Consider the following 26,953-nt stretch of genomic DNA (forward strand, 5'->3'; position numbering starts at 1 on the left):
TAATCACGGGAAAAAATCGCTTCCGCCAACTAGCCTTTGTGATATACTAAGCATATTTCATCCATCAAAGGAGTCGTTGACATGATGTCAAGTGAGCCTCTCTCGTGGAGACGGTTATTTGCTTTTTTTGTACCGCTCGGCATATCCGCCTCTTTGGTTACCATTTCTCACGTAATTATTAATAGTACACTCGCCAGATCTGCCCATCCGGAGACGGTCATTGCCAGCTACGCGATTGCAGGCAGCCTGCTGACCCTTACGGAACGCCCCTCCACACTGCTGCGGCAAACCTGTTCTGCGCTGGTTCGGGACCGCCTGTCCTTTCAGGCCCTCACTTTCGTCACCAAAATATTTCTTGCCTGCGTACTACTGATCGGATTCCTTATCGTATACTCTCCCATTGGTACAGTGGTTTTTAAATATCTGTTCGGCGTGAGTCCCGATTTATTGTCCAAAGTAATCGATGTCTACGAAATTCTGATGTACGTCAGTATCTTCTCGGTCATTCGCAATATCTATCAAGGCATTATCATTACGAATAATCGGACCAAATGGCTGACGATAGGCATGTTATTCCGTCTTGGAGGCATGTATGGCCTATCCTTGTATTTCATCTATACAGACAGTATTAACAGTGGTCGTGTAGGCGCTATCATTTTTGCGGCAGGGATGATTATTGAAGCGCTCGTCAGTTTTCTTGAGGGAAACAGCATCAAGCGGAACATGCCAGCCAAGCTGGAGGATCATCCTGTCGAAAACAAAGGAGACGTTTTCCGCTTTTACAAACCACTGCTGTTATCCAGTTTTGTCGCCTTGTTCATCGGACCTGTCATTAATATCGTGCTTGGCAAAACGACGGGTATTGCACTGGCCATCTCTTCTTTTGCTGTAGCCAGCAGTTTGATGCAGCTCATGTTAAGCTTTTTCACCTACATCCATCAAATTGTGCTTAATTTCTATGAGATTGATGCCAAACTGGTGAAAAAATTCGCACTGGTGACCGGATTTATTCCTTTTGCCATGACAGCAACCATAGCCTATACGCCTCTAGGTCCATGGGTACTGGAAAATGTAATGAGTGTTCAAGGAAACCTGCTGCAGCAAAGTTTGTGGACGCTGCGTGCCTTTGTGCTATTTCCGCTGATTTCGCCTTTTCTTGATTTCAGCAATGGGCTACTCCTGCTGCGGGGACAGACCAAAACGATGTTCCGCTCCCAGTCAGCCAATGCAATCTGTACCGTGATCGTCCTGCTCATTCTGGTTAGCATCTTCCCGGCTTGGAACGGCATGATTGGTGCAGTCGCCCAGTCACTAGGTCTGCTGGCAGAACTGATCATTGTATGGCTCGTCATCCGGCGCACGCAGAAGGAACCTTCCATGTCTGCCCCACCGTCCCGCAAGTCATCTTCACTTAAAGGCTAAATACTGAAATGTAATGAAGAATGGAGTCTCTCAACATGAAATTAAGTCACAACGCTCGCCCGGATCAAAACTGGCTGCGGGCACTTATGTTTACAATCTTCGGTTCGACCGTGCTGGTGGTATCCTATCTCCAGCTCTACTTCAGTCATCTGGGATTCAGCCGGGCCGAGATTGGCTACTTGTACGGTATCGGTCCACTTGTCTCCGTATTCTCCAACATGTTCTGGAGTATGGCCAGTGACCGCTACAAAACGGTTCGCAAAGTCATGATCATTCTGCTCGGCGGACAATTAATTACAGGCGTCATGCTCGCCAATGCGACGTCCTTTGGCCAAGTATTTATCCTGGTGACGTTATTTTACTTTTTCTATTATCCGGTCTACCCGCTTGCCGATACGATGGCAATTACCACTGCAAGCAAATACGGTCGAAATTTTACGTCCATTCGAGTTTTCGGCTCCATTGGCTATGCTTTTTTTGCATTAAGCATTGGTTATTTTCTTGGTTCTTTTGGACCCGGATGGACGATGTGGGTGTGCGTTACACTTGCGGCCATGACACTTCTGATTGGTTTCCGGTTGCAGGATCAGAATGAACCCTCTGGAAGCAGCAGTAAAATGGAGCTCTCCGGGCTCTGGGCAATCCTGAAACGCAGAGATGTGCTGAGCTTTTTCGGATGTGTCTTCCTGCTGGCATTAGGGCATCGGATGAACGAAGCTTTTCTCACCATCACGCTGAAGGATCTCGGTGCCAGTGAAGGCCTGATCGGTTGGTCGCTGCTCATTTCTTCCGTGAGCGAGATTCCTATATTCCTGCTGCTCAGCAAGTATGGCAATCGGTATAAGGAGCTTCCGTTACTCACCTTTGCTGCACTTATGTATACCCTTCGTTTGTTTCTGATGTCTGTATCGGATACACCAGCGGCTGTTGTCGCCATTCAAACCATGCATAGCGTCACCTTTGGCATTTTCTACGTAACAGCCGTCCGCTATATTACCCGCCTTGTACCCGATGCGTATCGTGCGACAGGTATGGCCCTGTTCACCATCGTATGGTCAAGTGCCTCAGGTCTGCTCAGCGGAACCTTTGGCGGGTTGATATTGGATCATGCAGGCAGACAGGTCTTCTATCTTACTGCCATGGCCTTCTCACTCGCTGCACTTCTTGGTTTCATCCTGAAGCTGTTATCCAGCATGACCAAACGTGCACAATGAGCACACCTCTCTCTTTTTATAAAAATGAACACAAAAAAGCACAGTCTCCGTAGGGGGACTGTGCTTGGGTTCTTTATATTCAGCTAGAAGCCAATCATTTATAAGAAATCCGTTGAACGGAAAAATCTTACAATTTAATTACGTTAGCTGCTTGAGGACCACGGTTTCCATCAGTGATTTCGAATTCTACCGCTTGACCTTCTTCCAATGTTTTAAAGCCGTCGCCTTGGATTGCGGAGAAATGTACGAATACGTCCTCGCCGCCTTCAACTGAAATAAAGCCATAGCCTTTTTCTGCGTTAAACCATTTAACTGTACCTTTCAAATGAACAACCTCCTAAAAATATCGCCATCTATGGCGAATACCCTCATTATACTGTATGACTTTCCACTTTGCAATTTATCTTTTCAATAAATGCGGAAAAAATTTGCTTTGAAACGTAGGGTACGGTATCATTTTACCAAAACCGTAAGTTTGGAGACTATCAATGATTAAAAAACATGAAATATACAAAAGAGACAAGTGGAATATGATGACGGTAGAAGTACAAGGCAAATACCTCGTACTCCGTGAAATTTCAGAGGAATGGGGCGAAGAATGCCATACGTTTCTCAGCCGCCCTGCCTTGATGCACTGGGCTGAGCGCCGTTTTCCAAAAGCCGATTTCGAGAACCGCGAGGATGAATGGCGTCAGCTGATGGCTGCTTTCAAAGAGGTGTAATGAATGACGCTTGACTCAAGCAATGTTGTCATCTTCATTATCCTTGCCTTTTCACTGGGAGTTGTGCTTATTCTGGGACGCAGTTCCATCCCGGATCGACTGCGACGGGGAATGGCCCTTATAGCCACACTGCTGATCTGTTTTGCTTTTTTCCTGATCGTCTATTTCCTGGCCAACATGGGAGCCTAGTGCTCTCAAATATTTCAACCGGTCCGAGGCCATACTATACCGAATTGCTCGTATAGTCAGGAGGAAGGCCGTTGAAATATCGAAAATCACTGTTTGTCATACTAGTACTCAGTCTGATTCCTTCGTCTCTCTCCGCACAAGCGAGCGAGACGGGAGCAGATTGGTCTATACATCAACTTCATCAAAGGAGGATTCCCATGAGTCAATTATTGAAACGTTCCGAGGTGCCAACAGAACATACGTGGAAACTCGAAGATTTGTTCGCCGATCAAAAAGCCTGGGATCAGGAATACGAAGAAGTAACGTCTCTGACCAAGAAAGCCTCCGAATTTCAAGGTAAGCTGAACAAGCCCGAATCTCTTAAGGCATGTTTTGAACTCGAAGATGAGGTAAGTCTCAAAATTGAACGCCTTTTTGTGTATGCACGCATGCACCAAGATGAAGACACAGCTAATCCTACATACCAAAACCTGTCCCAAAAAGCGCAAAAGCTGAGTGTGCGTGTCGGAGAAGCTCTTTCCTTTGTCACACCAGAAATCCTCTCTCTGCCGGATGATCAGCTGGATGCATTCATTGCAGATGAGAAACTGTCTGCATTCAAGTTCACACTGGAAGAGATGAAACGTGAGAAGGCGCATGTCTTGAGCAAAACGGAAGAAGCCCTGCTTGCACAGGTGGGCAACTTGTCCCAAGCGCCGCAAACCATCTTCAGCATGCTGAATAATGCTGATCTCAAGTTCCCGAAAATTAAGGATGAACACGGCAACGAAGTGGAGCTTACCCACGGAAGTTACATTCAATTCCTGGAGAACCCTAATCGCGAAGTTCGCGAACGTGCCTTCAAAGCGGTGTATGAAACGTACGCCAAACAGAAGAACACGATCGCTGCAGCCCTGAATGCCAATGTCACCAAAAACATGTTCTATGCGAATGTCCGGAAGTACCCTTCCGTAATGGAAATGTCACTGTATGGTGACAACATTCCAACAGAGGTTTACACCAACCTGGTGGACACCATTCATGAAAGCCTCCCGCTCCTGCACCGTTATATGGATCTGCGCAAAAAATTGCTCGGTGTGGATCAATTGCATATGTATGACTTGTTCGCTCCTCTGGTTGATGAGTATAAAATGGACATCACTTATGAAGAAGCGAAACAGACCGTCAAAGATGGCTTGAAACCGCTGGGCGAGGATTATGCGAATACATTGCAGGCTGGATATGATGACCGCTGGATTGACGTATATGAGAACGAAAACAAACGTTCAGGTGCTTACAGCTGGGGTGCATACGGCACACACCCATACGTCCTGCTTAACCATAAAGACAATCTGAACAGCATGTTTACACTGGCACATGAAATGGGTCATGCTCTGCATTCCTATTATTCGGATACTACCCTTCCGTATCGGGATGCACAGTACACCATCTTCCTGGCAGAGGTTGCATCCACAACCAATGAGGCATTGCTGATGGATTACCTGCTTAACAAATCCACGGATCCGAAGGAAAAACTGTATCTGTTGACCTATTATGCAGATCAATTCCGTACAACGGTGTTCCGTCAAACGATGTTTGCCGAATTTGAGAAAATCATTCATGAGCGTGCTGAACAGGGTGAGGCCCTTACACCGCAGCTGCTGTCTGAAATTTATTACGACCTCAATGTCCAATACCATGGAAACAGCATGGCTGTGGATAAGGATATTGAGATGGAATGGGCACGTATCCCCCATTTCTACAACAGCTTCTACGTTTACAAATACGCAACCGGGTTCTCTGCAGCAACGAGCTTCTCCAAACAGATTCTCGAAGAAGGTCAGCCTGCGGTAGACCGTTATCTTGGCTTCCTCAAGAGTGGTGGAAGTGACTACTCCATCAATATTCTAAAAAAAGCAGGCGTGGATATGTCTTCTCCACAGCCAATTCGCGAAGCCATGAGTGTCTTCAAAGAATTGATTGAACAGATGGAACAATTGACTAAATAAAGTTGTCTCTCTGTTACATGCGACCTGCATCCCTTGCCCATTTCGGGCAAGGGATTTTATAATCAAGCCAGATGCACAGCGCCTTCTTTGGGGTAATGCATTCGTATTCCTGAATTGTTCAACAAGGAGGCACCACCATGAAAATGCAATGGACCCTCATCGCAGGTCTTGTTTTTGCACTTCTTACCGGAATCTTCGCTGTTATTAATGTGGATTCCGTGCAGGTTAACCTGCTGTTTAACACGGTTCAAATCCCCCTGATTTTGCTGATTCTGGGCTGTACCCTGATTGGTGGAATCATTGTCGGATCCTATGGCATTTTCCGTCAGTATCGATTGCAGCGTGAGAACAAGCAATTGAAATTGCGTGTAACCGAATTGGAGAACACGGCTTCGAGCTATTCTTCACCGGGTTCCACCGCGACAATGGAAGCCTTCGAAACAACTGAAACGGATCGCTTGGCTGAGACGGATTCCATCCAGAGTCAGCAACGCAAAGGAAATTCTGCAGATTCGTTGTAAGAAGAACAAGCAGCCTGCTGGCATAAGGAATGGATGTCCCATTCGACCAGACAGGCTGTATTCTTGTTTGGGAACACTGATTATGAGGAGGAATCTCTATATGAATTTTACAATTAATGAATCCTACGTCCTGGACCTTCTGAAAAGGCTGCTGGATACTCCGAGTCCAAGTGGCTACACACACCACATTATCGAGATGATCCGGGAAGAAGCACAATCATTGAATATTTCATTTGAATTAAATAACAAAGGCGGAGCCGTACTCACTTTGCCTGGGCAGGATGCCTCCAAGACCATTGGACTCAGTGCACATGTGGATACGCTAGGCGCGATGGTACGTTCCATCACTTCTTACGGTACGCTCAAGCTAACCTCTGTGGGTGGATTCACCATGCACAGTATTGAAAATGAGTATTGCACGATCCACACACGTGATGGCAAAACATATACCGGTACGATTCTCTCCCTGCACCCTTCCGTTCATGTCTACCCTGATGCCCGCACCTTTGAGCGTAAGGAAAGTCATATGGAAGTTCGTATTGATGAATTGGTCTCTTCCAAGGAAGATGTTCTTGAACTCGGTATCGGCGTTGGTGACTTTATTTCATTCGATGCACGTGCGGTTATTACGCCAAGCGGTTATATCAAGTCACGTCATCTGGATGACAAAGCTAGCGTAGCTGCCCTTTTCGGCATTTTGGAATCTGCTTATCGGGAAGGCTGGAAGCCTCTACATAACGTCTCACTGCTTATTTCGAATTACGAAGAAGTTGGACATGGCGCCTCGTATATCCCGTCCGAGATCAGTGAATTGATCGCCGTAGATATGGGGGCAATGGGTGACGATCTCAGCTGTAAAGAAACGGATGTATCCATTTGCGCCAAAGACTCTTCAGGTCCATATGACTATGACATGACGAGTCGCCTGATTGAACTTGCCAAACAAGCAAATCTCGATTATGTCGTTGATATTTATCCACAATACGGATCAGATGGCAGTGCTGCCTTGCGAGGTGGAAACAACATTCGTGCTGCACTGATTGGTCCTGGGGTACATGCTTCCCATTCGATGGAGCGCACGCACAAGAACGCCGTTGTGAATACAGCCAGACTGCTCGCTTCATACATCACAACCAAGTAATTACCCTCTGTATACTTCGGGAATATAGGAAGATGCCAGCAACAGCTCACATCGCTGTCTGGCATCTTTCTTTACCTATCATGTTCTCCTAACTGGACATCAACCTTAGTCAGCCTGTTCCACATACTGACGGTATTGCTGCTCGATTTGTGTTACTTCCCTCTCATGATCACGAATTTCGTTTTTTAACACATGTAATGTACGACGGACGGTATGACGGCCCTCCTCCACCTGGGATTCGGCTTTTCGGATTTTGTCTTGCACCATCCAGTCCACAAAGAGATTATCGAAGAAATAATCTGCAAAGGATAATAATCCCCCAAGCTCCAGGTCAGCGTGTACCGCCATTTTCACATCTTCAAGCTCCTTCTGGAATCGCTTCAAATATCTTCCCGCTTCAGTTAAGGCAGATTGAGCGTCATCCATGCGACCGCGTTTGATATGAGTGGATATCATACCTCCGCCCATCATGTCATACACTCCCCAATTCCCTGCAGACTTGAGCGCATCCCCCGCACGGTTAAGTGCACTTAGCAGGCGTTCCCCTTCGCGGTCTGCCTCCTTAAGTTCCTTCATTTCTCCGCGTAAATGCTCCAGATCCTCTGCCAATTGCCTAAGTTCATCGTGATTCGCCAGCAGTTGATTTTCCTTTTTACCCCACAGCACCTTGTAATCATTTTCCCAGAATCGATATTTACTCTGCTCATCCAGTTCGCGCTGCACTTCTTTCCTCTGCTCGTGAATGTCTTGTAACATTTGGCAGGCTGTATCATACTCAGCCTTACTCTCCATTAATTCGAGTTCTTCCTTCTCCAACTTCTCCTGCTTTTTGCCAATCAAGTTATAGAAAAATGCAGATAAGGTCATGCCATTCAGCCGGTCCACATCATTCTGCTCCTTCTGGAGATGCTCCAGGCGCCGCTGTACTTTTGCCTTCCACTCAGCTTCTTCCTGGTTCAACTTCTCCAGGCGATTGTTCCATTTCTCGTAAATTCTCCCCTTTTCCTTGAGCACAGCCAGTTGTTCATTCAATTCTTTATACATAAATGTGGTGTTCTCTCCTTTCGCTGGAATTAATGCCTTACTACTTACAACGAAATGGATATGGCTAACGTTTCATATAAAAAAATCGCCATCCTTCAAAACAAGGCGTTAAGCCTTATTTCAAATGATGACGATTTGTACTTTTCGATTAGGATTTGCTTTTCTCAATCTGCTCTGCAAGCTCATTCAGGAACGTCCAACGTTCCATCAGTTCTTCCAGATGACGTTCTGCTTCAGCCTGCTCTGCCATGAGTTCCTGCAAACGGGCTGAATCACTGAAGGATTCCTCCATCGCCGTGTTGATCCGCGCAAGGTTTGCCTCCGCTTTCTCAATATTCTCGTCGATCTGATCATACTCCCGTTGTTCCTTGAAGCTAAACTTCAACTTCGGCTTAGCCGTAGATGCAGCAGGCTTAACCTCATCTGTTTTTACTTTTTTCGCTGCTGACCCAGTATCGCTCATCTGAGAAGCTCCAGGTGCATTCTTCAGCATCCATTCCGCATATTCACTGTAGTCGCCAACATGTACCCGGATGGCTCCATTGCCCTCGAAGGCCAGCACTTTATCCACTGTACGGTCCAGGAAATAGCGATCATGGGAGACAACGAAAACAACACCAGGGAAGTCATCCAGGTAATCTTCGAGTACCGCCAGCGTCTGAATATCCAGATCGTTCGTAGGCTCATCCAGCAGCAATACATTGGGCGCAGCCATCAAAATACGCAACAGATATAGACGACGTTTCTCCCCACCTGACAGACGGGATATTGGCGTCCACTGCGACGCAGGAGTAAAGAGAAACCGCTCCAGCATCTGGGCTGCCGTGATCAGGGATCCATCCGCCGTCCGCACATTCTCGGCCACTTCCTTGATATATTCAATGACACGCAGAGATTCATCCATCTCCTGATGCTCTTGCGTAAAATAGCCCAGATTAACGGTTGGACCAAGGACGACTTCTCCAGCATCCGGTTCCAATTTACCTGAGATCAGCTGCAGCAGAGTCGATTTACCACTGCCATTCGGACCCACGATACCTACCCGGTCACCAGGGACGGCGATATAGTTCAGGTCCTCAATTAATTTGCGTCCACCTGCGGATTTGGATAAGTGTTCAATCTCCAGAATCTTCTTGCCCAAACGAGTAGAGCCTACCGAAACCTCCAAAGAGCCAGAACGATTCGGCCCCTGTTGATCCTTTAGCTGTTCGAAACGGTCAATTCTTGCTTTTTGTTTCGTAGTCCGCGCCTTGGCCCCGCGACGGATCCAGGCAAGCTCTGTACGGAGCAGGTTTTGCCGTTTTTGCTCCGAGGCTGATTCGCGCTCTTCCCGCTCAGCCTTGAGCTCAAGGAAGCGGGTGTAGTTTGCTTCATAACGAAACAAACGCCCATGGTCCAGCTCCAGCATCACATTCGCCACACGATCCAGGAAGTAGCGATCATGCGTAATCATGAGGAGTGCACCACGACGTTTTTGCAGATATTGCTCCAGCCAAACAACAGAATCATTATCGATATGGTTCGTCGGCTCATCCAGAATAAGAAGCTCACAGGGGTGAATCAGCGCAGACGCTAGAGCCACCCTCTTGCGTTGTCCTCCGGACAAGGTTCCCATTAGTGCGTCAAATTGACGAATACCCAGTTTGGACAGAATGCTTTTGGCTTCACTTTCCATCTGCCAGGTCTGAAGCTGCTCCATCTGTTGATTCAGACGCAATAACCGCTCTTGCAAGGCAGGATCGGATGGATTCAATTCCAACAGTTCCATCGTCTCCGTGTATTCACGCACTGTTTTCATCTCTGGGCTATCGCCCTCGAATACTTGCTGCAGTACGGTATTGTCAGGGTTAAATTCAGGATTCTGTGCCAAAAACTGAATACGTACATCATTTCCGATAGCAATCTGTCCCTCATCAGCCGGTTCCATGCCTGCAATTACACGCAGAAACGTGGACTTTCCCGTTCCGTTTACGCCAACGACGCCGATCTTATCCTGATCGCCCATGCCAAACGAGGCGTCCTTGAACAATATTTTTTCGCCATAGCTTTTTGAAATTTGCTCTACCGTCATTATGTTCATTGCTCGTTACCCACTTCTCTGTAAATTGAGATTCAAGAGTCTCTTGATTCCATGCTCATGATGATACTTATACTTGTAAAAAAGAACGACAACCGTCCAGAAATAGTGCCGCTGCAAAAGCAATCCGTTTATTCAGATCTTCCTCATTGAACTCCGGATTCAGCATAATATCCATCTTCAATCGATCCAAAATCCCGATATAGGCTTCTGCCAAAAGCACAGGCTCAGGTACACTTGCACTTTTCAGCACCTCACACACCATGCTCATATACTCATTCATAAAGGCCTTCATGAATTTCATTAGATCCGGATCGTTATTAGGTGCCATAAAAAACAGCTTCGTATGATTGCGCCGCTCGTAATAATAAGTCAGGTGAGTTTTGGCGATTGCGCCAAGCTTCTCACCTGTATTCTCCTGAGATTTCAAGGCATAATCAAGCCTGCTGATAAAACTGTTACAGTCCCGCTTGGAAACCGCGACGAATAGTTGTTCCTTGCTCTTGAAATATAAATAAATGGTGCCTTTTGCAATGCCAGCTTCTTCAGCAATATCGGACATTTTCGTCTCATAAAATCCTTTTGATCCAAAAATACCATAAGCCGCATCCAAAATAGCCTCCGACTTGTCTCCCTGCACAGTGCTCACTTGCACTCCCTCCCTACAGCGCCAAAATAATACCCAAACCGATAGCCACACATCCGCCGATCACCGAACTCAGCACGTTGACCAGATCGTTGCTCATCCACGTCCAGCCTCGTGCGCGAACGGTCTTGTGGCCACAGTGTTCACTGACCTCAACTTCTCGGCCGCATTCAGTACAGCGATACATCAACTGGACTGTTGCTCCAAGGTAGGAATCGGCAAATGCTCCAGCCAGTCCACCTACAAGTCCAACACACGTCCAGCTTAGAAATCCGAGCGTTTCAAAGTCTGCGATCCAAGAAAAGATAAATGCCCCTGCTCCAATTAGTGCTCCGCCTATTGCCGCCGCTGTTGTCCCAAGTAACGACACACCACCGGAAGCGCCCGGGGTAAGCACCCTCCAGCTCACCACAGAACGTGGCGGCTTGCGGCTCAGGCTTCCAAGTTCGGTAGCCCAGGTATCGGATGTTACGGTTGCCATTACACCAATGAAAGCATAGATCCAGGCCGGGTGTGGAAATATCCAGTATCCCAAACATAGAAGCATGCCCATTCCGCCGTTGGCAAACACTTGCCCTGCATCCCGATTGCCTGTCTTGGCATACGATTTCTCCAGCTCCTGCTTGCGTTCCTTACGATACTTGGACAACAAGGTTGAAGTTATGAAAAACAACAGCAGTGTGCCAAACCAAAACAAGTTGCCTGCCCCGTAATAGATCGTTCCCATCAACACAGCTGCCAAGCAACCGGACAGGGTTAGCGACTTCTTCGCGTAGGCTGCACCCGCCACAATAAAAGCGCATACGGCGCCGATAATCCAGTCCATAATCTCTCCTGCATGTGGCAGCATCTATGGTCCACATGACGTTTATGTTATTTTTGAAATTCAATTATACCACGGTTTGAGCCCAATGCCGAAACTCCCGTTGCAGGCATGACAAAAACCTGATCCGGCAGCATAGTAAGCTGCGAATCAGGTCTGCTAGATGAAATATAATTGATCGAAACTGCCCTTTTATAACAATCATCGCGTCGTCCGCTTCGCACGGTGTCAGCCTCTCTTGACCCCGCCGATGACACCATACCGATACAATACACGGCGACCAAACCAGTTGAACAAACGATCCGTGAGAAAACCCATGAATCCCAAGGAGATGAGACCAACAAAAATCCAGTCCGTCCGGAAAAATAACCGTGAATTCCATATCAGATAACCTACGCCTTCATTAGAAGCAATCATCTCTGCACCGATAATGGCCATATAGGAAGTTCCCATCGCCAATCGAATACCTGTGAAAATGTATGGGGTCGTAGCAGGGACAACCACATGCAGCAAAATCTGCCACTCATTCGCGCCCATACTGCGGGCTGAACGAATCTTATCCTCTTCAATGGACAGGACACCCGTCAGTGTATTCAGTACAACAATGAAAAATGTCGCATACATGATCAGTGCAATCTTGGACTGTTCCCCAATGCCGAACCAGACCAGGAACAATGTAATGAAAGCAATCGGCGGGATAAATCGAATAAAATTAAGGAAGGGTTCGGCAAACAGACGGATGATGTGAACCTTGCCGATAAGCAGCCCTACCGGAATGGCAATGACACTTCCCAGCACCCATCCGGCCAGTACACGTGTGAAGCTGATCCCGATATACTGCATGAGTGTGCCATCCGCAATTAATTCGCGAGCACCCTGCACAGTATCCCATGGACCAGGAATCACGTCCGGCCCGTAGAGCAATGCACCAAGCTGCCATATCAGAATGACTGTAACCCACAATATCGGTACAGACACCCACTTTTTCTCCAACCATTTCATGGTCCAGATCACCTCAGTTATTCTTCAAAATGGCTTTGAATCTGATCGTACAGGCTATTGAATTCAGCCGAAGCAATATTTCTCGGATAAGACTGAACGTTATGGTAAATGTCCGTTATATTCGACGAAGGTCCCACTGACATGATTCCGATCCGTTCACCGAGCAATAGAGCCTCTTGAATGTCATGGGTAACAAAAATAACGGTCTTATGTGTTTCCCTCCAGATATTCACCAGTTCCTTCTGCATGACTCTTCGAGTCATGGCATCCAGCGCACCGAAAGGTTCATCCATGAGCAGAATCTCGGAGTCATTGGCGAGCACCCGCGCCAGTTGTACCCGCTGCTTCATGCCTCCCGACAGCTCCTTCGGATACTTCCCTTCATGTCCTCCCAACCCCACGAGCTGAATGTATCGGTCCGAAATCGTACGGCGTTCAGATTTGGGCACCTTGGACATCCGAAGTCCGAATTCAACATTTTCCCTTACGGTAAGCCACGGAAAGAGTGAGGAATCCGCCTGTTGGAACACCATCGCACGATCCCTTCCAGGTCTGTCAATCTCCTTGTTATTCACTTTAAGCTGTCCGCCCGACTTGGAGATAAAACCGGCAATCATATTAAGTAACGTTGATTTTCCGCAGCCGCTGGGACCAAGCAGAACGAAGAATTCGCCGCCCTTGATCACCAGATCAACATCCTTGATAATGTAATGCACTTCTCCATTTGTTGGAGCGTTGTAGGTCTTTCGAAGCTGTTCAATATGAATCGAGTGACGATCTGCGGGTAAGGACATAAGGACACCTCCAGTACGTTTTGGGTTATTCGGTATATGTTACTTTATCCGGCAATGCCTGTTTCAGAAGTGCCAGGTTTAACTTGCCTTTAAGATCAAAATCCTGCTCAATGATTCCGTTATCCACCATGTATTGCTTTTGTCCCGCCAAACTATCATAAGCTTCCTGGGTAAAGCCAACGACCCACGGATTGATGGGAAGATCCTTCAAAGTTGCTTCCTTGGGTTGTTTTGTCTCCTTGTACATTAGATCCGCTACCTCATCAGGATGAGCTTGGGCATATGTTGAAGCTTGATCCAGCGCCACAAGAAATCCCTTTACCGTTTCCGGATTCGCTTCAATGAATTCATTGCTTGCAACCAATCCCATGCCAAGCCTTACCGGAGTCTGGGACATATCTGTCAGCTGGTGCACGCCTTCGAGCGTATCGAACTTGTCGGTTAATGCAGATCCGATAACCCAAGTGGCATCCAGTTCCCCTTGCTTCAATGCAATATAGGACTCATCGAAGGCCCCTTGCCCAATCTGCTTCACATCACCAAGCTCAAGCCCCTGATCCTTCAAATACTCATCCCACAGATAAGGAATGAATGTTCCTCGAATAAAGCTTACGCTCTTGCCCTTCAAGTCTGCACCCGTCTGGATCTCCTCCTTGGCATACAGCTTCCATGCAGCTGCTGCTTCATCCGTTGTCTGACCCGCAGAAGCGATGATCGAATAATCCCCTTTGGCCAGAGCGTTCAACACCGGGAAGTCAGCACCATAGGCAATGTCGACCTGTTTGATAAACAGTGCATTCACGCCTTCTGCCGGAGAACCAAACGTGATACTCTCTGCATCAATGCCTTGGCTTTCAAAGAACCCTTTGGCAATGGCTACCCTGAACGTCGGGTTTGTGCTCGTATCCGCTATGCGGATCTTTACCTTGGCGGCACTACCTGCGGAGCCGCCTTTCGCTTCGGACACCGTTCCGTTTGAAGAACATCCGGAGATGATAAAAGTTATGGAGAGGAGCAGCAGGAATGCTCCCTTTAAAATGGCTGTTTTTTTCACAACATGCACCCCGTTCAATCAATTTATCCTCGACTACCGTTAACTGCCTTGTTTTCCTTCATCCGATGTTGCTACGCAAGCTGCTCCTTCAACAAACGGCAGTGTTGCCTCTACACTGACTACCGAGTCAGAGCCTTTGGCTGCTGCTCCCGGCACTCTGTAGACCGATACATCAATGGCTTCGATCGCCACCTCTTCCGGCTTCTCCAGTTGAGGAACCCATTGATATGGAACCCGATACGAACGATAAACCATATTGGTATTACGCCCATCCTTGTATGGAGAAATATATTCCCACACCAGCTCATGCTCTGCTGTAACTTCAAACAATCGGCCATTGGACCCTTCGGTGATCAACGTGTTACCGTTAGGCAAGCGCTGGGCTGAGCTAATATATGGGCTGTAGAATTTATAAGAATCGGTTGGAACGGAAAAGCCAGCTTCGGCAGAGGTATATTGCCACACAACCTCCAGTGTCAACGGGTCAATCTCAAGTACGCGGGAATGATCACGGACCGCGTGTTTCAAGCCATATGGAGAAGCCGGATTCGGAAGACCATAACCTGCCCATCCTCCATTATCAAACACCAGCAGATTGCCCTCGCCCGGCAGTCCTTGTGGAATGATATGCGCATGATGCTGACCGATAATGGTGCCGATATGCTTCGCTTCAGGAGAGGAATAATCCGGGCCGAGTTTCCAAACAATTTTGCCGCTCTGTCTGTCCGTAATGGCAATAATGTTGGCTTCTCTGGCATCCCATATGATGTTATCCGGGTTAAAGCGCTCGTCTCCCGCTTCATAGAACCGGTTGGGGCCAACATAGGAAGCCGAGTTAATATGCAGCCAATCACCTACACCCCCACCAAGGTGACCAAATGAACGCGTATTCGGGTCACGGTACAATACATTGCGTGCAGCCTCGTCAAAGCCCAGTTCTTCAAAATGCTCGTTCGGAAGCCATTCCCACAACACATTGCCTTCCCAATCCACTTCAATAATGGCATCATCAAGTAAAGGTTTATCCGAAATTTGCGGATTGCTTACGTTTTTGTGCGCCAGGATCAGTGTCTTGCCACCTTGTGTTTTCGGAGCAAGACCAGGAGCATAATACCCTACCGGATTGCCCTCACGCTGATAATCATGGTGCTGGCGGGCGTACCACAATGGTTCGTATCCCGGATCTTCAATATGTTCGTAGCTATTATATTTCCACACGATGTTGCCATCCCAGTCCACCTGAACCAGGTCCACATTATCCTGAATACCGAACTTTGGATCTCTTCTGCCCGTGCTACCCAGCACATAACCTCCGGGGAAAATCTTAGCCGGAAATCCGAGCAGTCCTTTCCAGAGGTGAACTTCCTTCCCGTTCATATCAATTAATACAACGCCTTCTTCACCTGCCTGGTACACGGTGTAACCACCCCAAGCCTTTTCCGGATTATACAGCGTTGCTCCCGTTGGATAAATTGTTGAGTGTCCCATCGTTCTCATCTCTCCCTTGGATTGTTAAATTCATTCACTACAGTTCAAGCATTAATAACTGAGATAATTGTTCTTTCCGGAATTCCCCTTTCGCTTCTGTTCAAGGTCGTTGTCCACAGACGGATCTGTCTCATCTCTCGTGTTGCTCTCGGCAAGCTTCAGCAGTGTATCTGAGAATCCTTCCAGATTCGCGATCACCCGCTCATACAACTGGCTTTGCTGTTCCAGTTCCGCAGTGGTAAATCCCTCAAACAGAAGCGTGATACATCGGGCACCGATATTGCTATTGCGGGCATACATCTCCCTACCTTTGGCGGTTATATCGAGCAGGACAGTGCGGCGATCGTCTTCCTTGCGTCTGCGGATCGTTAATCCCTTTTTCTCCAGCTTGTCAGTCAATGCAGTAATGGCACCCGAAGTGAAATCCAATTGATCGGCCAGGTCCCCGAGCCGCTGTTCTCCTTCACGAATGATTTTGTGCAGGATGAGCATACCTGGCAGGCTAATGCCTTCCACCGTTATGCGATCCCGCTCCTTGACGAATCGTCTGACCATCTTGCGGAACAGCCAATCCGTTTTCTCCAACGCATCCCAATCACTCTCGTTCATTTCATTTCCTCCTATCCAACCGAAACGTTAGCAAGTGCGCAAAAAGGCTCCCGAAGACATTCCATATGGAGTAGTCCCGGGAGCCTTTGGTGGTCCAATCAGCTCGCATCCGTATTCAAATTTATTTCACTGTTCATTTAATGAGTGTTAAAATAATTGAGTTCATCATATAACCTACTAACCCAACCTGTCAAGTAAGAATTAAAAGTTATTTATTCTTTTTTTGCCTGTTAGGATTTATTTATGCCATTTTAAGTTTCACTTCAGCTTCTCCGGTTAAACTAATCTCAGATCAAAACAACAAGATTAAGCTACGATTCCCTTCGTACTTAAATAGAGAAGCGAGGATGACAAGAATGAATATAAAACGTGTAATGTTTGTGGGTACGATGATTGTAACCATGTCTTTTGCGGGAACCGCCTGGAGCAAATCAGCCATTTCTCCGATCCCCATGACGGAGTGGTCCATCGTAAGTATAAATACCAAAGATGATAACAAGGATGAGCTGCTGACTGCACTGAACCATTCCTCTGAGGAAGATCTGTATCAGGATCTGTACGCAGGCAAATCACTCAAAACCATTGCAGACGAGAATGATGGAGATTTCAGTCAGGTCGTGGCTTTGCAGGTCAACCAACTCAGGCAGCAGCTGGATGATCGACTGGCAAGCGGAAGTATCACCCAAGAGCAATATGAGGCACAACATGCGGAAATCGAACAAATTGTTCTAGAAAGCGCCCGTACCTCTTACGAGTGGGCCTAAACGTGTACAGATGCGTGTTCGTTTATCTTCTATGATCACGTCAAAAAGGAGCGGTTTCCCGCCCCTGAATGGATGACTGTATAATTATAATTCATACGGAACTTACAGGATTATTTCGCTGCTGCAATGGTACATTTCCCAACGGATTGACCATCCCAGGCGAGCTCAAGCACATCTCCCTCTACGGTTGGTCCCACACCCTCCGGTGTCCCGGTAAAGATGATATCGCCTGTACCAAGACCATAGTGATGTCCTACATAATCCACAATGTGTTGAAGGTCAAAAATCATGTTGCGAATGTTGCCTCGCTGCACTTCAACACCATTTTTGGTCAGCGTAAAGTCTTTTGCAAGCAAAGCTTCCGTACCGGAAAAGGCCTGAAAACCACTTACAGGTGCGGAATTTTTGAATCCTTTGGCCGCAGTCCACGGGTGGCCTTTCTTCTTGATGACCGACTGTACATCACGCAGCGTAAAATCAATGCCAAATGCATACGATTCGATCAAATCCTCTACAGCAACCCCTGGTTCATAACTCCGGCCGATTTGAACGACCAGTTCAGCTTCATAGTGAACTTCCCCACGGGAAGCAGGTAATTCAATCGCCTCTCCATTCATGGGTACAACCGCATGCGAAGGCTTCATGAAGATCATCGGTTCATCCGGAACCGCGTTACCCAGCTCTTCCGCATGAAGTTTATAATTGCGTCCTACACAGTATACGTTACGAATCGTTGAGAGCATCGGAATACGACCACCTTTATTGGATTAATTAGCGAATATGGACCCTGATCTTTATGCCCGATTGCTCGACTTTTGCAATGCCTGATTCCAAGCGTCAGGACGATTCGTGCACAGCATGAGCTCGGGATCAATTGCAGCGAGGCGCTTCATAATGATCTTATCATCTACGGTCCAGGCCATGACCTGAATGCCATCGTTCTTCATTTCCTGCATCAGTGATTTGTCCACGTTGGTGTAACCGATCGATAGGAACCCGCATTGCAGCTGACGAAGTCTCGCTAATAGATCTCCTGGACGTGCATCAATAATGAGACCTGTAGTGATTTCGGGTGCAAGTTTTTTGGATTCAGTCAGAGCAGCAGGTTCAAAGGAAGTGAAAACGACTTCGTCTTGCATATTTCTTTTTCGTACTTCCTCAATAACGGCTGCCGGCAACCCCGGATACATGTCTCCCTGTGTTTTCAGCTCAATGTTCAGACGTACTTTGCCCTTGCAGCTGTCCAACACTTCGCTCAGAGCCGGTACGCGTTCCCCCGCATAGGCCTTGGACTTCCAGCTCCCTGCATCCAGCTTCTGAATATCAGACCAGTTGGTCTCCCGTACAAGCCCTTCTCCATTCGTCGTCCGGTTGAACGAAAAGTCATGAATGACTACAGGCACGCCATCGCGGGACAATTGCACGTCCAGTTCGATCCAAGTTACATAAGGCTGCTCCATGGCCAGCTGAAAAGCTGCCATCGTATTCTCAGGTGCTGTGGAAGAAAATCCACGGTGTGCTACACATAGGTTACTCATGTATTCCCACTCCTTAGACGTATTCATTCTTGTATCAGCTTGTTGAAGCTACTCCATTTGCATCAAACCGAATGCCTGGTGAGAGCTTAGTCATCTGCTCCAATAACAGCTTATTGGCTTCACCTATCATTGGAATGGCCTGACCAAGCCCCGCCTCATATGGAATGACCTTCATGCTGCACTTCGCTTCAGCGCTGCATTCTGCCTGAAAAACAGCTGTTTTCCAGGTTTCTTCCGTCGTTGATTTCGAAAAAATAAAATTGCCTGTGCTATATGCGATCCACTTGCCCTTATAATACTCTACTCCTTGAAGCACGTGAGGATGCCCACCAATGACGAGATCAGCCCCAGCATCCACAAACTCATGTGCCAGTCTGGTCTGGTCATCATTGGGTGTACTGACTCGCTCTTCTCCCCAATGTGCTACCACGATCACAAGATCCGCCTTCTGACGAGCTTCTTGAATCGCGTTTACCGCCCCTGTAGAATCATAGGTTTCTGCAACACCAGCACGATTCCCTTCCGCTTTCCAGGTCGATTCCGGCACAACCCGGCTGAAGCCAAGCAGTGCGATCTTAATGCCTTTCCGTTCCAGATAGGCAGGCGCATACGCCTCGTCCCTGTTCATTCCGGCCCCAGTATGCGCAATATCATACTCCTGAAGGTAGGTTAGTGTGTCGACGAGTCCTTCAACACCCTGATCCAAAATGTGATTGTTGGCCAGATTTACTGCGTCAAATCCGGCAGCAGCCATCGCTGCCAATGCTTTTGGCGAAGATTTGTAAACAAATGATTTGTTCTCAGCAGCTGACCCACCCAGCGTCACGGGAGTCTCCAGGTTGCCCACGGTCAGATCATCGTTCTTGAACAGACCGCCAAGCTTGGCATAAGGGTAATCGTAGCCATTCTTATCCAACAATTCGGCCACCTTGCCAGAGAACTGAATATCACCAACAAAATTAATGGTTACGTTCTTCCCTGATCCTGTAGGCTGTGGAACCGTTGTTTGGGCTCCAGAACTTTCATTGTCCTTCGGATTTGATGGTTTGGCTGTTCCCGTCCCTGTTTGTCCTTCTTCGGACCCTTTAACCGACTCCTTACTGCCCGACTCCGTTGTTTCACCGCCGGATGAAACGCTCTCATCTTCAGCAGTTTCTGACTCCGGACTGGTTACTTCCATAGAATCTTGTTCTGCATCCGGATCTGCATCTGACTCCGCTTCAGGCGAATCCAACTCATCGCCACCTTTGGCATCCTCCTGATCCGCAGGTTGTTGCTCTTTTACCACAGCTTCATTTGTCGCCGGCTCCGCTTGCTGTTTCTGCATCTCTGCTGCGTAATATATGCCTACCCCTCCGATTGCAGCAATCAGAAACAGATTGATCATCCAGATAATACGTCTGCGTGCACGTTTTTCTTTTTTCTTTTGATTACTTCGATTAGATCTTGGGGGATACATAGGCAGCTCCTCTTCTTCTACAGCAATCCTTTATCATTATATCAGGCATATCCTGGATTTCCATCATTCAATTCACTTGTAAATAAATATCCTGCATGAAAAAAGCTGCCTCTCCTACAGAATGAATTCATTCCGCAGGAAAGGCAGCCTTATATTGGCTGCATTAGTGCACAGCCAGCTTTTGAACTGCCTGAAGCGACATTTCTTTTGCCTGTTTGATACAGTCCGGCAAACCTACTCCTTCATAACCAGCACCAGCAATGTAAACACCCGGCAGCTTACTGCCTAGTTCCTCACGCAGTGCTGCAATATGCTGAAGATGGCCTACGGGATACTGCGGCATGGATTTGCGTAGGCGGGTAATCTCCGAGAAGATCGGAACGGCCTCTACACCCATCGTTTCCCGCAGATCCTTGAGCACCAGAGCCGTCAGCGCATCATCGGGAAGTTCTACATTTTGCTCGTCTCCGGAGCGGCCGACGTAACAACGCAGCAGCACTTTGTCATCCGGACTGGTGTGCAGCCATTTGGTCGATGTCCAGGTACAGGCTGTAATATTCCGCCCTTCCTTGCGTGGAACGAGGAAGCCTGAACCATCAAATACATGTTCAATATCCTTTTTCTCAAAAGCAAGGACCACATTGGCTACAGATACGTAATTAATTGCATCCAGCGCAGAGGTGTCCACATGCGGTTTGAGCAGTTCAGATGCCACATACGTCGGGACTGTAACAATCACGTCATCCGCTTCAATACGCTCCCCGTTATTGAGCTGCACACTGTACCTCGTTTGACCACCTTGCTGAACATCCAATGATAGAACAGACGTATTCAGGCGTTGGTCCACATCCTGCATATCGTGAACCAAGGCGTGAACAAGACTCTGAAGTCCTTGGCGAAAATTCAAGAACGCGCTTTTCTTCGTTCCCGTATGTGTCTCTGCAGGTTTACGACCTGTCATCATGCCGCGGATCAGACTACCATAATCCCGTTCCACTTCACCGAATTGCGGGAATGTCGCCTGAAGACTCAGACGACGCATATCCCCGGCATAAATACCGGCAAGCAATGGCTCAGTCAGGTTTTCAAGCACCTCCGGACCGAGACGCCGTTCAATCATGTAACCGAGGGATTCATCTTCCGCGGTACGGCGCGGTGGAATAAAGAAATCCATCAACGCGCGCAGCTTCCCTGCCGGAGAAACCAGGCCACTTCTCAGAAACGGCTTCAACTCTGTTGGTATTCCGAGCACAAGTCCAGCAGGCATGGGGTGAAGCTTGCCCCGCTGCATAATATACGTTTTTTTGGATTCCGGATTTTGGCTTACCAGTTCATGATCAATTTCCAATTCCTTGGCGAGATCAATCATGGCAGTTTTGCGGGCCAGGAATGAATCGGGTCCTTTTTCAATGACAAATCCATCCCGGTGCAGCGTCTCAATCATTCCACCCATGGACGAACTTTTCTCAATCAGTGTAATTTGCGGTTCAATCCCGGCTTCCCGGTAATGCTTCCGAATATAAAATGCCGCGCTGAGGCCAGTCAGGCCTCCACCAACGACAACAACACGACGTTTCTGGTCTTCCATTACACATCCGACCCTTGCTGCCACTGGCTAATGATGACGTCACTTAACGTCTCCATATAGAGAGGATCACTGTTGAGCGAATCGATCCGCATTAGGCGCATGTCAATCTCCTTGGCAATCGCTTTGGCCTCAATATCCAGATCATAGAGTACTTCAAGATGATCAGAGACGAATCCAATGGGTGCAACCAGCACATCCTCAACCTGTTCGCGGGACAGTTCCTGAAGTGTGTCCAAAATATCCGGACCAAGCCACGGTTCAGCCGTACGTCCAGCACTTTGCCATGTAAATTGCCAGTTGCTAATACCTACACGTGATGCAATGACTTCGGAGGTTTCAAGCAATTGCTGCGGATAAGGATCCCCCAGACTTACGATCCGCTCAGGCAAGCTGTGTGCACTGAACAGGACTCGTACATCACCGCGCTTCGCCCCAGCCTCTTCAAATTCATCCAGCTTGGCACTGACACGGGAAGAGAGAGCCTGGATCAGCTTAGGATGCAGGTGGTAGCTCTCAACAAATGTCATTTGAATTCCCAGTTCCTCTGCTTTCTCACGAGCACGCTTGATGTAGCTGCCCACACTCATTGTGGAATAGTGAGGAGCAAGTACAACACCGACAGCTGTCTGAATTCCGTCCTTCGCCATCTGTTCCACACCATCTTCAATAAATGGATGAGCATGCTTCAGCCCTTGATAACAACGGAACTCCACTCCGTTCGTACGCTCATCTTGGCTCAGTGTCTCCTGCAGGGCCTTAACCTGATTATCCGTATTTTCACGCAGCGGGAAAACGCCCCCAACGATAGCCTCATACCGGTCCGTCAGTTCCTTCAGTTGTTCCGGCTCAGGCGGCCGTCCTCTACGAATATGTGTGTAGTACGCTTCAATACTTTCCATATTTTCAGGTGTGCCATAAGACATCACCAGTACACCTACGGTATTAGTCATTGCTAACCGTCACCCCCGTCTTCAAAACTTCTGCAGAATATTCATGAATATATGTCGTAAGTTCTCTCAATTTCTCAAGAGAAGCTTCCGGGAACAAGCCATGTCCCAGATTGAAAATATAACCTGGCTCCTTGATACCTTCATCAATAATGACTTTTGCCTGCTGCTTAATCAAGTCCATCGGTGCTGTCAGCACATAGGGATCCAGATTGCCTTGAACGGCAAATTTGCCACCCAGTCTCTTGCGGCCTTCTGTGATGGAAACTCTCCAGTCCAGACCGATCACATTGGCTTGCAGATCCGTCAGAGTTGGAAGCAGTTCACCGGAGGCCACACCAGGGAAATAGATTTTCGGTACATTCAAATCCGATAATTCGGTAAAGATACGGGTAATCGTCGGCAACACATACGTTTTGAAATCATTTGGAGAAAGGGCTCCAACCCAGCTGTCGAATAGCTGAAAAGCCTTGCCTCCATTAGCAATGTGTGCACGGACATATGTAATTACCATATCGCCTAGTTTTTGCATGAGCTTATGCCATACTTCAGGCTCGCTGTACATCATGGTTTTGGTCCGAATGTAGCCCTTTGAAGGACGACCCTCAATCAGATAACTGGCAATGGTAAACGGTGCGCCCGCAAATGTGATGAGGGGAACATCCAATTCCTTGTCCAGAATCCGAATGGTTTCCAAAATATGCGACAGGTCCCCCTCGACATCAATCGGACGCAAACGATCCACATCTGCTGCCGAACGTATAGGGTTATCAATAACGGGACCAATGTTTTTTACAATATCAAAATCAATGCCCAAAGACGCAACCGGATTCATAATATCGGAGTACAAAATAGCCGCATCCACACCGAGTTTACGTACCGGCATGAGTGTAACTTCAGCTGCTAGCTCTGGCCTGCGGCAAATTTCGAGCAAAGAGTACTTTTCCTTAATTTTACGATATTCAGGATCATAACGCCCAGCCTGACGCATGTACCATACAGGAACACGGTCTACTTGCTGCTTGAAGCTGGCTCGAATCAAACGATCATTATAGCTCATGTAAGAAGCCTCCAATAGTTTTTGGACTCATAACTCTCATTATGCCCTTTTTGAAGAGCTGTAACAACCACGTGCCGCTCTGTTCCGATGACAATACTATGACATTCCTTACATCGCATCATCCATATGCCAATTATGGTATAATGAAAGAATGGTGTTTTTTCCACGAATTACAGAAAGGGAGTGAAAGCACTTTGAAAACTTGGAAAGTAAACCTCATTGTGCTTTGGTTTGGACAGTTTCTGGTCAATTCGGGCATGACCATGATTACGCCTTTTTTATCCCTATACCTTGCCAAGGATTTAGGCGTTGTCGGTGAGCACGAGATTGGCATATGGGCGGGATTTATATTTGCTGCCAATTTCCTCACTTCATTTTTGTTCCAGCCCTTGTGGGGCAAACTGTCCGATAAGTATGGACGTAAAATTATGCTGCTGCGCTCCGGATTCGGGATGGCGATTGTGATCGCGCTCATGGGATTTGCCCAAAATCCCTGGCAGCTCCTCTTGTTGCGTTTGCTCAACGGTACCATCTCCGGTTTTAATCCGGCAGCCGTTTCCCTAATCTCGGGAACAACGCCCAAGGATCGCATGGGTTTCGCCATGGGTATAAGTCAGTCCGGACAGGTAGCCGGAACGATTCTCGGTCCGCTGATCGGCGGTTTGCTTGCGGATGCCGTTGGCTTCCGGCCCATATTCTACATTACAGGTGGCCTCATCTTTGCTGCATCGCTGCTGGCCATGTTCCTTGTTCGGGAAAAATTCGACCGCAAGGAAGCGGCCAAACTGCCTGAACAATCCGTTTTGTCCGGACTGAAGGAATTGAACAAGTCACCACAGCTGCCCGCATTGTTTGCTGTAACGTTCCTGCTGCAGTTTGCGATGATCAGCCCCATGTCACTCTTGCCGCTGTATGTACAGAAGCTGCATGCATCGGATGTAAACGTGGCATTCTGGGCAGGTCTTGTCGGTGCTGTTACCGGACTATCCAACATGGCCATGTCTCCAATACTCGGCAAGCTCAGTGATCGTATTGGAGCACACAAGGTATTGACCTTCTCTCTTATAGGTACGGGACTGCTGCTAATACCACAAGCCTTCGTACAATCGGTATGGCAACTCATTTTGGTACGTTTCGCCATGGGTGTATTCATGGGTGGTTTGCTGCCTAGCGTCAACGCCTTGATTCGAGCCTACACTCCAGATGGCATGATCAGTCGTGCGTTCAGTTTCAATACGAGTACGCTCGCTCTCGGGAATATGCTCGGAGCCGTAATCGGCGGTTTTATGGCAGGATTCATCGGCATCGAGGGATTGTTTATCGTATCTGGCGGACTCCTGTTAATCAATATGGTTTGGGTTCGATTCAAACTATACAAAAAGCCTGCTCTCGTCAGGGAATCCTGAGCAGGACTTCCCTTCACTTGGAACGCATCACAAAAGCCGCATTCATTGCCCTAGGGACAAAGAATGCGGCTTTTTAGTTATCATTTTGTTAAGACGGCTTAAGGCTTTCAAATTGGATAGGGTACTCCTTCACACCAAATACGAAAGCACTCTGGATCGGCTGCAGTGTCGTTCCCGGAACAAGCTTGATATCCTGCATCTGCTGCAGCATGGTGTGGAGTGCAACCCTCGCCTCCAGACGGGCTAGCGGGGCTCCCAGGCAAAAGTGAATACCAAATCCAAATCCCATGTGCCGGTTCGGTTTGCGATCCTCGACAAATTGTTCTGCATCGCCAAAGACTTCGCTATCCCGATTGGCCGAACCCACCCACGAAATAACCTGAGTTCCCTCCTGAATGGTCTGCCCGTTCAATTCAACCGTTTCTTTGGCTACGCGTCCAATCGCAACAATCGGCGGGTAGTAACGCAGCGTCTCCTCAACAGCTGATGCAACGTGCTCTGGATGTTCACGCAGCCGCTGCTGCAGCTCGGGTTGTTCAGCAAGAATGCGAACCGCATTGGTAATCAGATTGGTCGTCGTTTCATTACCTGCTGCAAGCAGCAAAATGCAAAAACCAACCAGTTCCTCCTCGCTCAGCTTCTCCCCTTCAATTTCTGCTGCCAGCAGCAAAGAGATCAAATCATCCTGCGGCTCTTGCCTGCGTTCTTCCATAATGGCTGTAAAATAGATGGCCAGTTCCTGTTGATTTCGTTTTTTCTCTTCCATAAGCTCCTGGAAAGCTTCATCACTGTCATCGCGTGCCCCCTTAACCAAGGCATCCGACCATACTTTAAACTTCTGCCGGTCTTTTGCAGGGACTCCCAGGAGTTCCGCAATGACGATAACAGGCAGCGGAGTCGCCAGATCATCGACCAGGTTCATTTGACCTTGAGACAACCGGGGAGTGATTAATTCATCGGCAATCTCCTGAATGCGCGGAGCAAGCGCTTCTATGGCCCTCGGTGTGAATGCCTGATTAACCAAGTCCCTTAACTGCTTGTGTTTGGGCGGATCCGTTGTAAGCATACTGGTGTTTGCACGATCACGTGCGGAAGAAAACAACTTGGGATTTTTCAGTACGTACTGCACATCTTCATAACGAAAGATATCCCAGCATTCACGGTGCTCATCGTATCGGACTGGAGTATTCTCACGAAGTTCGGCATACACCTGGAAGGGAGATAGCTGCTGCTCTACTGCTTCCAGTTCCCGGATCGGAATATAATTGGCATACTTTCTGGGTGCTCGGTTCATCGTCATTCCTCCAATCGCTAATATATATTTATTTACATATAAGAAACACCATATATTATAGACTTTACTGTATGGTCATACAAATATTTAGCAATAATTGAGCCTCTTCTCCTAGGGAATGCCATTTAAATCCCACGAACCTCATTTTTCAATCAGGATAAAA

Annotated in this window: 26 protein-coding genes; 9 read left to right on the top strand and 17 right to left on the bottom strand. The window is 47.8% G+C overall.

Annotated elements, in window-relative coordinates:
* Nucleotides 1-81: 81 nt before the first annotated feature.
* On the top strand, nucleotides 82-1,422 hold the full coding sequence (locus tag ABIC22_RS29325; RefSeq protein WP_354485627.1) for a multi antimicrobial extrusion protein MatE: 1,341 nt from the start codon (nucleotides 82-84) through the stop codon (nucleotides 1,420-1,422).
* Between the two features lie 35 nt (nucleotides 1,423-1,457).
* A complete protein-coding gene (locus ABIC22_RS29330) occupies nucleotides 1,458-2,636 on the top strand; it encodes an MFS transporter (RefSeq protein ID WP_127536451.1) in 1,179 nt (392 codons plus the stop codon).
* Nucleotides 2,637-2,763: 127 nt separating this feature from the next.
* On the opposite strand, the gene ABIC22_RS29335 is transcribed toward ABIC22_RS29330, so the two are convergent.
* Nucleotides 2,764-2,961, bottom strand: coding sequence for a cold shock domain-containing protein (locus ABIC22_RS29335; protein WP_095288023.1), 198 nt, complete (start codon nucleotides 2,959-2,961; stop codon nucleotides 2,764-2,766).
* A 163-nt stretch (nucleotides 2,962-3,124) separates the two neighbouring features.
* Here ABIC22_RS29335 and ABIC22_RS29340 point away from each other — a divergent pair, with 163 nt between their 5' ends.
* The 5 genes from ABIC22_RS29340 to ABIC22_RS29360 all read left to right on the top strand — a co-directional run bounded on the left by ABIC22_RS29340 (nucleotide 3,125) and on the right by ABIC22_RS29360 (nucleotide 7,197).
* The gene (locus ABIC22_RS29340; protein WP_095288024.1) at nucleotides 3,125-3,358 is read left to right on the top strand and encodes a hypothetical protein; all 234 of its coding nucleotides are present in this window, start codon (nucleotides 3,125-3,127) and stop codon (nucleotides 3,356-3,358) included.
* A 3-nt stretch (nucleotides 3,359-3,361) separates the two neighbouring features.
* On the top strand, nucleotides 3,362-3,547 hold the full coding sequence (locus tag ABIC22_RS29345; protein WP_095288025.1) for a hypothetical protein: 186 nt from the start codon (nucleotides 3,362-3,364) through the stop codon (nucleotides 3,545-3,547).
* Between the two features lie 197 nt (nucleotides 3,548-3,744).
* The gene (gene pepF / locus ABIC22_RS29350) at nucleotides 3,745-5,535 is read left to right on the top strand and encodes an oligoendopeptidase F (RefSeq protein WP_127536452.1); all 1,791 of its coding nucleotides are present in this window, start codon (nucleotides 3,745-3,747) and stop codon (nucleotides 5,533-5,535) included.
* A gap of 137 nt (nucleotides 5,536-5,672) precedes the next feature.
* On the top strand, nucleotides 5,673-6,056 hold the full coding sequence (locus ABIC22_RS29355; protein WP_127536453.1) for a LapA family protein: 384 nt from the start codon (nucleotides 5,673-5,675) through the stop codon (nucleotides 6,054-6,056).
* Nucleotides 6,057-6,156: 100 nt separating this feature from the next.
* Nucleotides 6,157-7,197, top strand: coding sequence for a M42 family metallopeptidase (locus tag ABIC22_RS29360; RefSeq protein ID WP_354485631.1), 1,041 nt, complete (start codon nucleotides 6,157-6,159; stop codon nucleotides 7,195-7,197).
* 105 nt (nucleotides 7,198-7,302) lie between these two features.
* On the opposite strand, the gene ABIC22_RS29365 is transcribed toward ABIC22_RS29360, so the two are convergent.
* From ABIC22_RS29365 to ABIC22_RS29405, 9 genes are all read right to left on the bottom strand, one after another.
* On the bottom strand, nucleotides 7,303-8,241 hold the full coding sequence (locus tag ABIC22_RS29365; RefSeq protein ID WP_354485632.1) for an AAA family ATPase: 939 nt from the start codon (nucleotides 8,239-8,241) through the stop codon (nucleotides 7,303-7,305).
* Between the two features lie 148 nt (nucleotides 8,242-8,389).
* Nucleotides 8,390-10,321: an ABC-F family ATP-binding cassette domain-containing protein gene (locus tag ABIC22_RS29370; protein WP_354485633.1), complete on the bottom strand. Its 1,932-nt coding sequence runs from the start codon at nucleotides 10,319-10,321 to the stop codon at nucleotides 8,390-8,392.
* A 67-nt stretch (nucleotides 10,322-10,388) separates the two neighbouring features.
* Nucleotides 10,389-10,967, bottom strand: coding sequence for a TetR/AcrR family transcriptional regulator (locus tag ABIC22_RS29375; RefSeq protein ID WP_095288031.1), 579 nt, complete (start codon nucleotides 10,965-10,967; stop codon nucleotides 10,389-10,391).
* 13 nt (nucleotides 10,968-10,980) lie between these two features.
* Entirely contained in the window at nucleotides 10,981-11,790 is an 810-nt protein-coding gene (locus ABIC22_RS29380) for a DUF92 domain-containing protein (protein ID WP_095359220.1), read from the bottom strand.
* Between the two features lie 225 nt (nucleotides 11,791-12,015).
* Nucleotides 12,016-12,789: an ABC transporter permease gene (locus ABIC22_RS29385; protein ID WP_095288032.1), complete on the bottom strand. Its 774-nt coding sequence runs from the start codon at nucleotides 12,787-12,789 to the stop codon at nucleotides 12,016-12,018.
* A 17-nt stretch (nucleotides 12,790-12,806) separates the two neighbouring features.
* Nucleotides 12,807-13,583 (bottom strand): ABC transporter ATP-binding protein, encoded by a 777-nt coding sequence (locus ABIC22_RS29390; RefSeq protein WP_127536457.1) that lies wholly within the window; start codon nucleotides 13,581-13,583, stop codon nucleotides 12,807-12,809.
* 25 nt (nucleotides 13,584-13,608) lie between these two features.
* Complete coding sequence (locus tag ABIC22_RS29395; protein ID WP_354485634.1) at nucleotides 13,609-14,637, bottom strand: ABC transporter substrate-binding protein; 1,029 nt, start codon at nucleotides 14,635-14,637, stop codon at nucleotides 13,609-13,611.
* 39 nt (nucleotides 14,638-14,676) lie between these two features.
* Complete coding sequence (locus ABIC22_RS29400; RefSeq protein WP_354485635.1) at nucleotides 14,677-16,125, bottom strand: aryl-sulfate sulfotransferase; 1,449 nt, start codon at nucleotides 16,123-16,125, stop codon at nucleotides 14,677-14,679.
* A gap of 51 nt (nucleotides 16,126-16,176) precedes the next feature.
* On the bottom strand, nucleotides 16,177-16,734 hold the full coding sequence (locus tag ABIC22_RS29405) for a MarR family winged helix-turn-helix transcriptional regulator (RefSeq protein ID WP_127536460.1): 558 nt from the start codon (nucleotides 16,732-16,734) through the stop codon (nucleotides 16,177-16,179).
* Between the two features lie 356 nt (nucleotides 16,735-17,090).
* Here ABIC22_RS29405 and ABIC22_RS29410 point away from each other — a divergent pair, with 356 nt between their 5' ends.
* Nucleotides 17,091-17,498, top strand: coding sequence for an SHOCT domain-containing protein (locus ABIC22_RS29410; protein ID WP_354485637.1), 408 nt, complete (start codon nucleotides 17,091-17,093; stop codon nucleotides 17,496-17,498).
* Nucleotides 17,499-17,608: 110 nt separating this feature from the next.
* Here ABIC22_RS29410 and ABIC22_RS29415 read toward each other — a convergent pair whose 3' ends face one another.
* The 6 genes from ABIC22_RS29415 to hemE all read right to left on the bottom strand — a co-directional run bounded on the left by ABIC22_RS29415 (nucleotide 17,609) and on the right by hemE (nucleotide 24,090).
* Nucleotides 17,609-18,241, bottom strand: coding sequence for a fumarylacetoacetate hydrolase family protein (locus ABIC22_RS29415; protein WP_127536462.1), 633 nt, complete (start codon nucleotides 18,239-18,241; stop codon nucleotides 17,609-17,611).
* 51 nt (nucleotides 18,242-18,292) lie between these two features.
* Nucleotides 18,293-19,036 (bottom strand): glycerophosphodiester phosphodiesterase, encoded by a 744-nt coding sequence (locus ABIC22_RS29420; protein WP_354485639.1) that lies wholly within the window; start codon nucleotides 19,034-19,036, stop codon nucleotides 18,293-18,295.
* A 34-nt stretch (nucleotides 19,037-19,070) separates the two neighbouring features.
* Complete coding sequence (locus tag ABIC22_RS29425; protein ID WP_354485641.1) at nucleotides 19,071-20,495, bottom strand: CapA family protein; 1,425 nt, start codon at nucleotides 20,493-20,495, stop codon at nucleotides 19,071-19,073.
* A 163-nt stretch (nucleotides 20,496-20,658) separates the two neighbouring features.
* Complete coding sequence (gene hemY, locus ABIC22_RS29430) at nucleotides 20,659-22,083, bottom strand: protoporphyrinogen oxidase (protein ID WP_095358940.1); 1,425 nt, start codon at nucleotides 22,081-22,083, stop codon at nucleotides 20,659-20,661.
* The gene (gene hemH, locus ABIC22_RS29435) at nucleotides 22,083-23,033 is read right to left on the bottom strand and encodes a ferrochelatase (RefSeq protein WP_154896008.1); all 951 of its coding nucleotides are present in this window, start codon (nucleotides 23,031-23,033) and stop codon (nucleotides 22,083-22,085) included. The genes hemY and hemH overlap by 1 nt, the downstream gene beginning before the upstream one ends.
* Entirely contained in the window at nucleotides 23,026-24,090 is a 1,065-nt protein-coding gene (gene hemE / locus ABIC22_RS29440; protein ID WP_154896007.1) for a uroporphyrinogen decarboxylase, read from the bottom strand. Before hemE ends, hemH begins: the two co-directional genes overlap by 8 nt.
* Before the next feature lie 143 nt (nucleotides 24,091-24,233).
* Here hemE and ABIC22_RS29445 point away from each other — a divergent pair, with 143 nt between their 5' ends.
* The gene (locus ABIC22_RS29445; RefSeq protein WP_174818668.1) at nucleotides 24,234-25,496 is read left to right on the top strand and encodes an MFS transporter; all 1,263 of its coding nucleotides are present in this window, start codon (nucleotides 24,234-24,236) and stop codon (nucleotides 25,494-25,496) included.
* Nucleotides 25,497-25,584: 88 nt separating this feature from the next.
* On the opposite strand, the gene ABIC22_RS29450 is transcribed toward ABIC22_RS29445, so the two are convergent.
* Nucleotides 25,585-26,790: a cytochrome P450 gene (locus ABIC22_RS29450; protein WP_354485644.1), complete on the bottom strand. Its 1,206-nt coding sequence runs from the start codon at nucleotides 26,788-26,790 to the stop codon at nucleotides 25,585-25,587.
* Between the last annotated feature and the right edge of the window lie 163 nt (nucleotides 26,791-26,953).

Origin of the sequence: Paenibacillus sp. PvP094, assembly GCF_040546835.1 — a bacterium.
Classification (GTDB): Bacteria; Bacillota; Bacilli; order Paenibacillales; family Paenibacillaceae; genus Paenibacillus; species Paenibacillus illinoisensis.